Annotated in this window: 12 protein-coding genes; 11 read left to right on the top strand and 1 reads right to left on the bottom strand. The window is 40.0% G+C overall.

Annotated elements, in window-relative coordinates; translation table 11 throughout:
• Positions 1-242: 242 nt before the first annotated feature.
• From LI164_RS14945 to LI164_RS14970, 6 genes are all read left to right on the top strand, one after another.
• Complete coding sequence (locus LI164_RS14945) at positions 243-1,085, top strand: hypothetical protein (RefSeq protein ID WP_005331231.1); 843 nt, start codon at positions 243-245, stop codon at positions 1,083-1,085.
• A gap of 254 nt (positions 1,086-1,339) precedes the next feature.
• Positions 1,340-2,572 carry a GNAT family N-acetyltransferase gene (locus LI164_RS14950; protein WP_227087341.1) on the top strand — a complete coding sequence of 411 codons (1,233 nt, stop codon included), beginning with the start codon at positions 1,340-1,342 and terminating at the stop codon, positions 2,570-2,572.
• Positions 2,569-3,051: a threonine/serine exporter family protein gene (locus LI164_RS14955; protein WP_005331229.1), complete on the top strand. Its 483-nt coding sequence runs from the start codon at positions 2,569-2,571 to the stop codon at positions 3,049-3,051. Before LI164_RS14950 ends, LI164_RS14955 begins: the two co-directional genes overlap by 4 nt.
• A gap of 38 nt (positions 3,052-3,089) precedes the next feature.
• Positions 3,090-3,833 (top strand): Sir2 family NAD-dependent protein deacetylase, encoded by a 744-nt coding sequence (locus LI164_RS14960; RefSeq protein WP_005331228.1) that lies wholly within the window; start codon positions 3,090-3,092, stop codon positions 3,831-3,833.
• 4 nt (positions 3,834-3,837) lie between these two features.
• Positions 3,838-5,295, top strand: a complete 1,458-nt coding sequence (gene gltX, locus LI164_RS14965; protein WP_005336823.1) for a glutamate--tRNA ligase — start codon at positions 3,838-3,840, stop codon at positions 5,293-5,295.
• A 9-nt stretch (positions 5,296-5,304) separates the two neighbouring features.
• A complete protein-coding gene (locus tag LI164_RS14970; protein ID WP_005331226.1) occupies positions 5,305-7,149 on the top strand; it encodes an ATP-dependent helicase in 1,845 nt (614 codons plus the stop codon).
• Here the strand turns inward: LI164_RS14970 and LI164_RS14975 are convergent.
• Positions 7,132-7,428 (bottom strand): DUF1292 domain-containing protein, encoded by a 297-nt coding sequence (locus LI164_RS14975; RefSeq protein WP_005331225.1) that lies wholly within the window; start codon positions 7,426-7,428, stop codon positions 7,132-7,134. The two genes, LI164_RS14970 and LI164_RS14975, sit on opposite strands and share 18 nt — an antisense overlap.
• Positions 7,429-7,609: 181 nt before the next feature.
• Between LI164_RS14975 and LI164_RS14980 the strand changes: the two genes are divergently transcribed.
• Genes LI164_RS14980 through LI164_RS15000 form a run of 5 tightly spaced genes read left to right on the top strand, consistent with a single transcriptional unit; the run spans position 7,610 to position 12,903 of the window.
• The gene (locus LI164_RS14980) at positions 7,610-8,620 is read left to right on the top strand and encodes a sugar ABC transporter substrate-binding protein (protein WP_040015304.1); all 1,011 of its coding nucleotides are present in this window, start codon (positions 7,610-7,612) and stop codon (positions 8,618-8,620) included.
• A gap of 18 nt (positions 8,621-8,638) precedes the next feature.
• Complete coding sequence (locus tag LI164_RS14985; protein ID WP_005331221.1) at positions 8,639-10,354, top strand: alpha-amylase family glycosyl hydrolase; 1,716 nt, start codon at positions 8,639-8,641, stop codon at positions 10,352-10,354.
• The gene (locus tag LI164_RS14990; RefSeq protein ID WP_005331219.1) at positions 10,351-10,893 is read left to right on the top strand and encodes a DUF5662 family protein; all 543 of its coding nucleotides are present in this window, start codon (positions 10,351-10,353) and stop codon (positions 10,891-10,893) included. The genes LI164_RS14985 and LI164_RS14990 overlap by 4 nt, the downstream gene beginning before the upstream one ends.
• Before the next feature lie 32 nt (positions 10,894-10,925).
• Positions 10,926-12,452 carry a DNA methylase gene (locus tag LI164_RS14995; RefSeq protein WP_005331213.1) on the top strand — a complete coding sequence of 509 codons (1,527 nt, stop codon included), beginning with the start codon at positions 10,926-10,928 and terminating at the stop codon, positions 12,450-12,452.
• A 34-nt stretch (positions 12,453-12,486) separates the two neighbouring features.
• On the top strand, positions 12,487-12,903 hold the full coding sequence (locus tag LI164_RS15000; RefSeq protein WP_040015303.1) for a YolD-like family protein: 417 nt from the start codon (positions 12,487-12,489) through the stop codon (positions 12,901-12,903).
• The last annotated feature ends 154 nt before the right edge of the window (positions 12,904-13,057 follow it).

The raw sequence follows: 13,057 nt of genomic DNA on the forward strand, positions 1-13,057 counted from the left end.
CAGATGCAAACCTTGAGAAAGCTCATGAAGAGCTTAAGAAAGCCGGATACATTAACTAATTACAGTTAATTTTAAGGTGTATATGAAATAAAAGAAAGTGGTGATTTGTCAACATGTAAAATGTGGCGAGTTGCCACTTCCTTTTTGTATACAAATTTATAAATTTGTTTTATAATGGACAAAACAAAGACATGTTGGGGATAGCTCTATCAGAAACAGGATGAGAAAGAGAGGAATAGAATATGGAAAATATTCTAAAGAAAAGTTCCGGAAGGACGGAGAGATTTGTGTTGGCATTTGCAATCGCGGTTGTGATGGTGTTTGGAGTACTTAATCCGTTGACTTATGTTACAGATTTTAACACTGCTCAGGAAATCAATGGAATGGGAAAAGTCGTGAATACGGATACAAAAGCATTACCATATGGAAATGTGTGTTCAAGTGAATTGAGACAAAAGATTTCGATGTTGACAATGGAAAAGAATATTCTTGGGAGTTTAAGTGCAAGAAGAAATTATGCGGATTTATGTAGGATGAAAAACAGAGAAATAAAGCATACTGTTGTGACAAAGAATATAGCATGTACAGGAAAATCAGTTAGCAGAGAAAACATGATGGATTATTCGGATATATCAGTTCCGATTCTAGATAAAAGAGATGATTCTGATCTGGTATCGGGAATCATAGAACAGCCAATTGTCTATCCGATTACAGATAATGAGAATGTCGTAGAAGAACCGGTCTATATAGAAATTTCCGGAATGAAGATCGACTCAGAAGGGTATGTGACAGAAATCTTAAGTGGTGCACCAGATGGAGTATTAGCATTTCCAACAGATGTAAGATGTAAAGGAATCCGTTCAGATGTATTTGAGCGTTCAGACAGTTCCCTGAAGAATGAGACAGAAGAAGTCTATATTCCAGCAAATATTGTGCATATGGATGACGGACTTTTTGACTGTTTGGAAAATGTGGATTTCATACAAGTTGCAAATGGAAATCCGGCATATTATAGTGAGTTTGGTATTTTATATCATGCAGATGGAAGCCTTGCATGTATGCCACAGGCAAGAATTTGTAAATAACCGGAAAGCATATGTTTATATGCCAGGTTGTTCGTGAAAAAATACATGATATAAAATTGTATATAAAAAAAAACAACTATCTATTTTATTAATCCAGTGATATAATAGCGTCAGTATACAGAACATTTTTGGAAGAGTATATTGGCGCTGTTTACTTATAGCAGATTGTTGTAACTGACGGATTCTCTGACAGATATAATTGGGAATTTGTAAAACAAACAGGAACTACAGAGAATATTAAGGAGAGAAGGCCTATGGAGATCAGACGGATTACTGAAGATAAAGATAATTATCTTGAAATGCTCCTGATTGCAGATCCGCAGGAGAATATGATCCGGCGGTATCTGGATAAAAGTGATATGTTTGTGCTGGAAGATGCCGGTGAAGTGCTGACAATCGGTGTTGTGGAACATATGAAAAACAAACGATGTGAATTGAAGAATCTGGTCACTGCACAGGAATATCGAAGACAGGGATATGGGACTTATATGGTCAATTATCTTTCTGAATATTACAGTGTGACCTGTGATGTTATGTATGTCGGTACAGGGAACAATTCGAATACGCTTGATTTTTATAAACAATGTGGATTTGTTAATTCACATATCGTTGCAAATTTTTTTGTAGATCATTATGAGAAACCGATTTATGAAAATGGAATACAATTGACCGATATGATTTATCTAAAAAAGAATCTGGATGTGGTATTAGATGTGAAACGTGTCGTTGATATGGCTATGCATGCGGGAAGGATACTTTTGAAAAACGGAGGTGAAATCTTTCGTGTAGAAGAGACGATTAAGAGAATATGTGGACGTTTTCATGTGAATCATGTTGATATTTTTTCTATGAGCCATGGTATTTTTGTAAGTGCAGAGAATGAGAATGGCGAAGCTTATACAAAAGTGAATCATGTACCACTTTCTTCTTCCCATCTGGGAATTGTAGCAGAGGTCAATGAGCTTTCCAGAGAAATCTCAGCGGGATGTGTGAAACTGGAAGAAGCAGAAGAGAGACTGGAAAAGATTGAGAAGATTCCACCGAAGAAACGGTGGTTTCAATATATGGCGGCGGGGCTTGCCAGTGGAACATTTGCGTTGATGTTAGGGTCAAGTGTTCTGGAAGCCGTGGCTGCATTTTTAATTGGTTTTTTATCATATGTGTGGGTGCTGTTTGCCGGAAAGCACAACCTTTCAAAAATTATTGTAAATATTGTCGGAGGCGTGATCATGACGGTGCTGGCACTTGCATTTATGCATATACCGTTTCTGCCGATATTGAAATTGGATGGTATGATGGTTGGAGCAATTATGCCGATGATCCCGGGAGTGGCATTTGTCAATGCAATCCGTGATATTGCGGATACAGACTTTCTGTCAGGGCTTGTACGGATGATCGATGCACTGCTTGTATTCGTATATATTGCCATTGGAGTCGGAGTGACTCTTAGTATTTATAATACGATGATGGGAGGAATTTTACGATGATTACAACAACAATTCTTGCAATCGTAGAATCATTTTTGGCGACATTGGCATATGCAGTTCTTTTCAATGTACCGAAGCAATATTATACAGCATGTGGAATTACCGGTATGGCAGGGTGGCTTTTGTATCTGGCAATGTGTCAGGTGACAACTGTGGCATTGGCGTCCTTTGTAGGAACATTGGCAGTAGTATTGATTTCCAGGATTTTGACGGTACGGAAAAAATGCCCGATTACGATATTTTTGGTTTCCGGAATTATTCCACTTGTTCCGGGAGCCGGAATATATTATACAGCATATTACCTTGTGACAGGTCAGATGTCACTGGCAGCTGTGAAGGGATTAGAGGCAGTGAAAATTGCATTTGCCATTGTACTGGGAATTATTTTTGTTGTATCAATTCCAAGAGATGTATTCCAGATTCGTTACTGGAGAGCAAAGAGAAAGCGGAAAAGGTTGAAGAACCATGGGAATATGTGATAAAATAGTTCAAGGACTTGAGAATAGGAGGTATTTTTATGGTTGGAAAAGATCTTTTGAAGATTCTAAAGGAAAGTAAATATACAACTGTACTCAGTGGATTTGAGATGTTACAGGAGAATGGATATCCGGCTATCCGCGATGGAGAAGAATCCTATGACATTGAACAAAAGTATGGCTACTCAGTAGATGAGATGTTCACCAGTGCATTTTATTCGACCAGAAAACCACAGTTTTTTGAATTTTATCGTAATGAACTGTTAAGCGCCCTTGATATACCGCCAGGAAAAGGATATCTGGAGATGGCAGAGCTGGAAGAAAAAGGACTTTTTCAGACAATTATCACAAGACGTGTTTTTGGTCTGCCGGAGAGAGCAGGATGTAAGAATGTGATTAATCTGCATGGCAGTGTTTATGAGAATTACTGTCCGCACTGTGGAAAAAAATATCCGGTGGAATATATCCGGGAGGCAAAGAGAGTTCCTCTTTGTACGGAATGTAATGCACCAATTCGTCCAGGTGTGTGTCTGATGGGGGAGAAGGTAGACAACGCAGTGATCACAAAAGCAGCCGATGAAGTCCAAAAAGCGGATGTTCTGCTTGTTCTTGGAACGAACCTGAAGACATATCTGTGTACACAGCTTATCAATTATTATGAAGGAGATAAGCTGATCGTGGTCAATCCGGAACCACATTTTTCAGATAAATATGCAGATATTCTCGTTTCAGAGCGGGTGGATATTACATTAGAGAAAATATTAAAAGAATTAGGAGAAGTATAGAGAAATGAGTAAAGTAAGAACAAGATTTGCACCAAGTCCTACAGGAAGAATGCATGTGGGAAATTTGCGTACAGCACTGTATGCATATCTGATCGCAAAACATGAAGACGGGGATTTTATGCTTCGTATTGAGGACACAGACCAGGAACGTTATGTGGAAGGAGCAGTTGATATTATTTATCGTACGATGCAGGAGACAGGCCTGATTCACGATGAAGGACCAGATAAAGATATGGGACATGGTCCATATGTTCAGAGTGAGCGTAATGCTTCCGGCTTATATCTGGAATATGCAAAACAGCTGATTGACAAAGGAGCAGCTTACTATTGTTTCTGTGACAAAGAAAGACTGGATTCCTTAAAGAGCAAAGTATCAGAAGAAGGGACAGAAATTGTAGCATACGATAAACACTGTCTTGGCCTTAGCAAAGAAGAAGTTGAGGCAAATCTTGCAGCAGGAAAACCTTATGTTATCCGCTTCAATATGCCGACAGAGGGAACCACAACATTTCATGATGAGATTTATGGAGATATTACTGTAGAGAATAAAGAATTGGAAGATTTGATCCTTATCAAATCCGATGGATATCCGACATACAATTTTGCAAATGTCGTAGATGATCATCTGATGGAGATTACACATGTCGTGCGTGGTAACGAGTATCTTTCCTCTTCACCAAAGTATAATAAGATTTACGAAGCATTTGGCTGGAAAGTACCGATTTATGTACACTGTCCGCTGATTACAGACGAGAATCATAAGAAGTTAAGTAAGAGAAGTGGTCATTCATCTTATGAAGACCTGATCGAGCAGGGGTTTGTGACAGAGGCAGTTATTAACTATGTTGCACTTCTTGGATGGTGTCCGGAAGGAAACCAGGAGATATTTTCTCTGGAAGAACTTGTAAAAGAGTTTGATTACCATAATATGAGCAAATCACCGGCAGTATTTGACATTCAGAAATTAAAATGGATGAATGGCGAGTATTTGAAAGCTATGGATTTTGATAAGTTTTTTGAGAGAGCTGAAAAATATATCAAAGAAGTTGTTACAAAAGATTATGATCTTAAGAAGATTGCAGCACTTGTTAAGACAAGAATTGAAATCTTCCCGGATATCAAAGAGCAGATTGACTTCTTTGAAGAACTCCCAGAATATGATACAGCAATGTATTGCCATAAGAAAATGAAGACAAATGAAGAAAAGGCTTTGGAAGTGTTAAAAGAGATATATCCACTTCTTGAGAAACAGGATGATTTCAGCAATGATGCTTTGTTTGAAGTCTTGAAATCTTATGTAGACGAAAAAGGTTTCAAAACAGGTTATGTTATGTGGCCAATCCGTACTGCTGTGTCTGGTAAGCAGAGTACACCGGGTGGAGCAACGGAAATCATGGAGATTCTCGGAAAAGAAGAGTCTCTTAAGAGAATTCAGAAAGGTATTGAATTACTGGAAAGATAAGGGGAGTCTATGAGTCTTAATAAAGCCCAAAAAGAGGCAGTTTCTCATAAGGAAGGACCGTGTCTGGTTCTTGCTGGTCCCGGTTCGGGAAAAACTCTTACGATTGCAAAAAGAATTGAATATCTGATTAAAGTATATAAGGTAAGACCAGAAGAAATTCTGGTCATTACCTTTACGAAATATGCGGCAGGAGAAATGCGAGATCGTTTTCAATATGTCATGGAAGGGCGAAGGCTTCCCGTCACATTTGGAACATTTCATGGTATTTTTTACGGAATTTTGAAATGGGCGTATAAATTGGATCGGAGTAATATTCTGTCCGAAGAAGAAAAAAATCAACTTTTAAAGGAAATATTAAAACAAATGGACTGGGAACAGACCGAAAAATCCCAGGAAGCAGATTTTCTTCAGGAGCTATCGGAAGAGATTGGAAATGTAGGAAATAATGCAGTCGATATTGAGTTTTATGAATCCAGAAGATTTCCGAAAGATAAATTCCGGGAGCTTTACCGGATTTATGAGACAGAAAAGAAAAAATACCGAAAACTTGATTTTGAAGACATGTTGATCTGGTGTCGAAAATTATTCCTTGAAAGACCGGATCTTCTTGCAAAGTGGCAGGAAAAATATCACTATGTGCTGGTAGATGAGTTCCAGGATATTAACCAGGTGCAGTATGATGTCATCCGTATGCTGGCAGCGCCGGAGAATAATCTGTTCATTGTTGGGGATGATGACCAGTCTATCTATGGATTCCGCGGTGCAAAACCAGGAATCATGAAAGATTTTATGCAGGATTATCCGGAGGCAAAGCGTATTTTGCTGGATATTAATTATCGTTCTAACGCACATATTGTGAAAGGTGCGCTTCGTGTGATCGGGCATAATAAAGACCGGTATGAGAAGAAAATCCAGCCATTTCGGGAAGCGCAGGAGACTGTGCATGTGCAGGAGACACTGGATCCGCTTGATGAAAGTAAATATATTTTAAAAGAGATTCAAAAGTATATGAAAAAAGGAGTCGATCTTAAGCAGATGGCTGTATTGTACCGGACAGGCGAAGATGCACGGGTGCTGGCAGAGACATTTACCCAGTATCAGATTCCATTTTCCATGAAGGAGAGGATTCATCATCTGTATGAACATTTTGTGTGTACGGATATGAACTGCTATTTCCGGCTGGCAGTTGGAACTTACGACCGGGGAGATTTCCTGGAGATCGCTAATCGGCCGAAGCGTTACTTGAGCCGTGGCTGTATGGAAGAAACACCGGTTACTTATGAATCGTTGAGACGTTTCTACTGTGATAAAGAGTGGATGCAGGATCGAATTGATCAGTTAGAGTGGGATATGAAGATGATTCGCACAAAGACGCCTTATGCTGCAATTCAATATATCCGTAAGAGTATCGGGTATGATGAATTTCTAAAGGAATATGCTCTTGGACATCAGATGGAGTATTCAGAATTAAAAGAAATCATGGATGAACTTCAGGAGCGGACGAAGGAATTTCAGACTTTGCCAGAGTGGCTTGCGCATGTAGAAGAATATAAGCATACCTTGCAAATGCAACGGCAACAGCGAGGCAATGGCACCGGTGACGGAGTAACGTGTCTGACGATGCATGGAGCAAAGGGTCTGGAATATGAAGTTGTTTTTGTGATTGAAAGTAATGAAGGAGTGACACCATATAAAAAAGCAGGGACACCAGAAGAATTAGAAGAAGAGCGAAGACTTTTTTATGTGGCTATGACACGGGCGAAGAAAAAGCTTTTTATCACTTATGTAAAAGAAAAAAACGGGAAGAGCAAAACCCCGTCCCGTTTTATTGATGAATTACTCGTCACTGTCTAAAAACTCCTGCTCATCCAGCCATTCATCGAAGCAGTCTGATGCGGCATTCAATTCATCTTCATCATCGATGTATTCGATTTCCGGTTCATCACCGTCATCGTGATAGCGGTACAGATAGACGTCATCAGAAGCAGGCTCACCGTTCTCATCCATTGGGAAGAGAGCAATGTAATCCTGTCCGTCCATCTCAAAAATGGTGATAACGCCGCACTCCAGGTCTTGGTCTTCCAGATTCAGAATAACGGCATTATATTCTTCCTCATGACAATGTTCACACATATGAATTCTCCTTTTTGTTAAAATTGTATATATCTAATGTAACAAAGGAGCATGTAAAAGGCAAGTGATAGTAGCCAAATTCATAAAAATGTTGTAAAATAGTTACAGTTCACAGGCTTTGGTGAATTGTAATGAATAATCAAAGTATAGCATTATGCTGCACAAGGAGGATAAAACAGAGATGAAAAAGAAACGAGCATTGCGGATATTATCATTGATACTGCTGTGTGCTCTTACATTTACTGCATGTAAAAAGAATGTAGGAACACCGGAAGATAATGCTGCTTCTAAAGATGAAAATACAGAAGAAAAGGATAAGGACGAACAGGAAAGCTGGAAAATAGGATTTTCTGGGATTGATATGGAGAATCCATATTTTCTCACACTGGAAAGTGCAATCAAAGAAGAAGTGGATGGGAAGAATTGTGAATTGATCGTAAAGGATCCGAAGACTGACCCAGATATGCAGGCTTCGCAGATCCAGGAGATGATTGACGAAGGAATCAATGCAATTATTTTAAGTCCGGTGGACTGGGAGAAGATCACCCCTTCGCTGGAAGCTTTAAAAGAAGCTGATGTGAAGATTGTCAATGTAGATACTCAGGTAAAAGAGATGGACTATGTGGATGCATATATTGGATCTGATAATTATAATGCCGGTGTATTGTGTGGCGAAGATCTGATCAAGAGATGTCCGGATGGAGGTAAAGTAGCAATTTTGGAATGCCCGACACAGAATTCTGTGAATGAGAGAATCACAGGGTTCGAGGAGACCCTGGCAAAAGCGGAAAATGGTTTTGAAATTGTGGCTAGAGAGGATACAAGCGGAGAATTTCAAAAATCCCTGGAAGCAGCCCAGAAGATCTTAAGCGAGAATTCCGATATTGTAGCAATTATGTGTGGAAATGATCAGATGGCAGTCGGTGCCAAAACAGCTATGAATGTAGCAGAGCAGGGGCAGATCCTCATTTATGGAGTAGATGGTTCTCCGGATATTAAGAAGGAACTGAAAAAGACAGAGAATCAGATTGCCGGAACAGTGGCACAGTCTCCAATCAGTATGGGAAAAGATGCTGCAAATACAGTTCTTAACATTTTAAATGGAAAAGATTATGAAAAGGAAATCAAAGAAAATGTGTTCATGATCAATCAGGAGAATGTTGACATGTACGGAGTAGATGGCTGGCAGTAACAGCGGAAAGGACAGAGCATGAAGAAAGTTTCGGGCAGCCCATTGCCTTTGGGTGTGACATATAAAAATGGAAGGGCGAATTTTGCCATGGAGGTCCCGGAAGGGAAAACATGTAAGCTTCTGCTCTATCGGAAAGGAGAAGCCAGCTTGCTGGCTTCTTATGTTTTTTCTGACCGGATTGGTTCGGTGTGTTATATGGCGGTTGACGGACTTAAGGAAGAGGCATATGAGTATAATTATGACATAGATGGCGAGCGTGTGACGGACTCTTATGCAAAGGCGCTTTCCGGAAAGGAAGTATGGTTTAAAAACATAGAAATATCGGAAAAAAGTAAAGAAAATGTGCGCGGTATATTTTATGAAGATCATTACGACTGGGAGGCAGATCAGTCGCCACGGATAAAGGAAGAAGAACTGATTGCCTATGCAATACATGTCCGTGGATTTACAAAAGATACTCATTCAAAAGTGAAGAACAAAGGAACATTTCAAGGGGTAATTGAGAAAATTCCTTATCTAAAAGATCTGGGAATTAACCAGATCCAGTGCATGCCTGTCTATGAGTTTGAAGAAGCAGGAATGCGGGTAAATTACTGGGGCTATGGTCCGGGATATTATTTCGCACCGAAAAGTGCTTATGCCAAGGACGGTGATGGAGTAAAAGGATTAAAAGATCTTGTGAAGTATTGTCATAAGGCTGGTATTGAAGTTGTGCTTGAGATGCCATTTGCAGAAGGTATTTCCGGGCTGATGGTGACAGACTGTCTGAGAAATTATGTGATGGAATATCATGTGGATGGATTTATACTGAATCCATACAATGTGCCGATGGATATCATTTTAAAAGATCCAATTCTTACGGGAGTCCGGATTTTAAAACACGCAGAAGAATATCAGAATGTGATGCGTCGTTTCTTAAAAGGTGACGAAGGGGTTGTAACGGATGTGATGTATCAGACAAGAAAACGATGGGATCTGGAAGGTATTTATAATTGTATTACAACTCACACTGGATTTACATTGAAAGATCTTGTGTCCTATGATGGCAAGCATAATGAGGCGAATGGAGAAAACAATCAGGATGGACCGGATTATAATTATAGCTGGAACTGTGGCGCAGAAGGGCTGACCAGAAAGAAAGCTGTGTTGGAGCTTCGGAAGAACCAGATGAGAAATGCATTGTTTTTGCTATTGCTTTCCCAGGGAGTTCCGTGTATTCTTGCCGGGGATGAATTTGCAAATTCCCAGAAAGGTAATAATAATGTTTATTGCCAGGATAATCCGATTGGCTGGTTAAACTGGAGAAATCTGTTAAAAGAACAGGAGATGTATCAGTTTGTGAAGCAGTTGATCAAATTTCGGAAGAAATATAGGCTGTTTCATCAGGAGAAAGAGCTGCTTGGAATAGACCAAAGCGGTTGTGGAATTCCGGACGTATCCTATCACGGAGAGATGGCATGGAGAGCGTCAACTGAAGTGGCGAGCAGACAGATCGGCATATATTACAGTAGTCAGGATAAGGAAGAAGCAGATTGCTTTGTGGCTTATAATATGCACTGGCTGGAACACGAATTTGCGTTGCCGGCATTAAAGAAAGGCCGTAAATGGTACAGAGCAGCATCAACGAAAGAAGGCATTTTAAAAGATCTGGTTGTGTTGGAAAATCAGAGAAATATAGAATTGGATGAGCGAGAGATAGTTGTTCTTGTATCTGGGAAAGGAGAAACTGTATGAAGGCACTGCAACATTTGAAGACGATCAATCACCATAAATGGCTTGTCTGCCAAGGTTGTTTTAAAGTTGGATTATATAAACAGGGCCTTCTGCATGATCTGTCCAAGTATTCACCAACTGAATTTCTAGTGGGCTGCAAGTTCTATCAGGGAACAAGAAGCCCTAACAATGCAGAACGGGAAGTGAAAGGTTATTCTGCGGCATGGCTACACCACAAAGGGCGCAACAGGCATCACTATGAATACTGGCTGGATTATAGTACTGATCTGAATGAAGGAATTATCGGTATGAAGATGCCGGTCAGATATGTGGTGGAAATGTTTATCGACCGTGTGGCAGCGTCGAAGAATTATATGAAAGAGAAGTATACGAATCAGGCACCTTTGGAATACTATGAAAAAGGTGCTGCAAGGCTTGGCAAGATGATTCATCCGGAGACAGCAGAGCTTCTGCATCAATTGCTTAAGATGCTGGCAGAAGAGGGAGAAGAGAAGACCTGTTCTTATATTAGAAAATATGTATTGAAGAATAAGAAGTAAAATGGATTGTATAAGATAAGGAGGTGTGACCGGTGGAAAAGAACCGAATCTATGCAGCAATTGACTTGAAATCTTTTTATGCGTCTGTGGAGTGTATAGAGCGTGGCTTAGATCCGCTGGGTACGCATCTGGTTGTGGCAGATGCAAGCCGTACAGAGAAAACAATTTGTCTTGCAGTGTCACCATCGCTCAAAACTTATGGGATTCCTGGAAGAGCCAGATTGTTTGAAGTTGTGCAACGTATAAAAGAAGTGAATGATCAGAGATTAAGACAGATACCGGAACATTGTTTTTCCGGTTCTTCTTTTGATAAGAAAGAACTGGAAAAGAATTCGCATCTGGCTGTAGATTATGTTGTAGCAACCCCGAGAATGGCGCATTACATGGAATATAGTACACGGGTTTATCAGATTTATTTAAAATATCTGGCACCGGAAGATATCCATGTATATTCTATCGATGAGATTATGTGTGATGTAACGGATTATCTGAACACATATGGAATGACGGCGAAAGAACTGATATCAAAAATAATCCGGGACATTTACGATACAATGGGAATGACTGCGACTGCGGGAATTGGAACGAACCTGTATCTTTGTAAAGTTGCCATGGACATTCTGGCAAAACATGTGGAACCAGATCATAATGGGGTCAGAATTGCAGAACTCAATGAGATCAGTTACAGACGTTTGCTTTGGACGCATCAGCCAATTACGGATTTTTGGAGGGTCGGACAGGGATACGCAAAAAAACTTTTGTCTCATGGCATTTATAACATGGGAGATGTGGCGAGATGTTCCATTGGAAAAGAAACAGATTATTATAATGAAGAATTGCTGTATCGGCTGTTTGGGGTAAATGCAGAGCTTCTCATTGATCATGCATGGGGGTGGGAACCTTGTACGATTGCTCAGGTCAAAGCCTATAAACCAGAGAGTAACAGCATTGGTTCCGGACAGGTACTGCATTGCCCATATGATTTTCAACAGACCAGACTGATCATTAAGGAAATGACAGACCTTCTTGCACTTGATCTGGTGGATAAGCATCTTGTGACAGATCAGCTTGTTCTGACGGTTGGTTATGATATTGGTAATCTGGAAAGTGGAAACAAAAAGAAACAGTATCAAGGGGAAATTACGGTGGACCGCTATGGAAGAAAAGTACCCAAGCATGCACATGGAACAGCAAATCTGAAAAACCGAACTTCCTCTTCAATAGAGATGATCGAGATGATTCTGGAATTGTATGACAAAATCGTGAATCCTGACCTTTTCGTACGCCGTGTATATATTACGGCAAATCATGTTGTCGATGAATCGCTGGCGGAAGAGAAGGCTTCTTTTGAACAGTTAGATTTATTTACCGATTATAGTCACCTGGAAGAGGAACAGCAGAAACGCAAAGAGAAGCTGGAACGGGAAAAGAAATTGCAGCATGCAGCACTGGATATCAAAAAGAAATTTGGGAAAAATGCTCTCCTCAAAGGTATGAATCTGGAAGAAGGTGCCACGGCTGTTGAGAGGAATAGTCAGATTGGCGGGCACAAAGCATAGAAACGTAGTAATGGCGAATAAATTGAGGTGGAAAATGACTGGATATGATAGGGACAATACAAATTTAAATTATGAAGATATTATCAATCTGCCACATCCTGTTTCGAAAAGGCATAAACCTATGCCGGTGGAAGACCGGGCAGCACAGTTTGCACCATTTGCAGCACTGACCGGACACCAGGCAGCAATCGAGGAGGCGGCAAGAGTTACAGATATACGTATGGAATTGGATGAAGAGATGAAAGAACAATTGAATGTGAAGCTTCAAAAAATTGTGTCAGAGCCGGGGCAGAAAATCCAACTTGTATATTATGTTCCGGATGGAAGAAAAAGTGGTGGCAGTTATAAGACAAAAATAGGAATCGTGAAAAAAATCGATGAATATCAAAAAATTCTTGTGCTGGAAGATGGATGCAGAATACCACTTGAAGATATCAGCGAAATAGAATAAGTTAGAAGCAGACCAAAGCAAGGCAATGATTTTGAAGTCTAGAGACAGGAAACGCTGTGATTCTTAAGAAAAAAACTCAGGTACTTTTACCTGAGTTTTTTAATGCGGAAGATGGGACTTGAACCCACACAAGCGCAATGCTTACAAGATCCTT

It is taken from the genome of Dorea sp. 210702-DFI.3.125, assembly GCF_020560945.1.
In the GTDB taxonomy this organism is placed as follows: domain Bacteria; phylum Bacillota; class Clostridia; order Lachnospirales; family Lachnospiraceae; genus Dorea; species Dorea formicigenerans.

Excerpts from the sequence above, each read along its gene's own strand:
- LI164_RS14945 (WP_005331231.1), top strand. The coding sequence starts at position 243 with ATGGAAAATATTCTAAAGAAAAGTTCCGGAAGGACGGAGAGATTTGTG.
- LI164_RS14950 (WP_227087341.1), top strand. The coding sequence starts at position 1,340 with ATGGAGATCAGACGGATTACTGAAGATAAAGATAATTATCTTGAAATG.
- LI164_RS14955 (WP_005331229.1), top strand. The coding sequence starts at position 2,569 with ATGATTACAACAACAATTCTTGCAATCGTAGAATCATTTTTGGCGACA.
- LI164_RS14960 (WP_005331228.1), top strand. The coding sequence starts at position 3,090 with ATGGTTGGAAAAGATCTTTTGAAGATTCTAAAGGAAAGTAAATATACA.
- gltX (WP_005336823.1), top strand. The coding sequence starts at position 3,838 with ATGAGTAAAGTAAGAACAAGATTTGCACCAAGTCCTACAGGAAGAATG.
- LI164_RS14970 (WP_005331226.1), top strand. The coding sequence starts at position 5,305 with ATGAGTCTTAATAAAGCCCAAAAAGAGGCAGTTTCTCATAAGGAAGGA.
- LI164_RS14975 (WP_005331225.1), bottom strand. The coding sequence starts at position 7,428 with ATGTGTGAACATTGTCATGAGGAAGAATATAATGCCGTTATTCTGAAT.
- LI164_RS14980 (WP_040015304.1), top strand. The coding sequence starts at position 7,610 with ATGAAAAAGAAACGAGCATTGCGGATATTATCATTGATACTGCTGTGT.
- LI164_RS14985 (WP_005331221.1), top strand. The coding sequence starts at position 8,639 with ATGAAGAAAGTTTCGGGCAGCCCATTGCCTTTGGGTGTGACATATAAA.
- LI164_RS14990 (WP_005331219.1), top strand. The coding sequence starts at position 10,351 with ATGAAGGCACTGCAACATTTGAAGACGATCAATCACCATAAATGGCTT.
- LI164_RS15000 (WP_040015303.1), top strand. The coding sequence starts at position 12,487 with ATGACTGGATATGATAGGGACAATACAAATTTAAATTATGAAGATATT.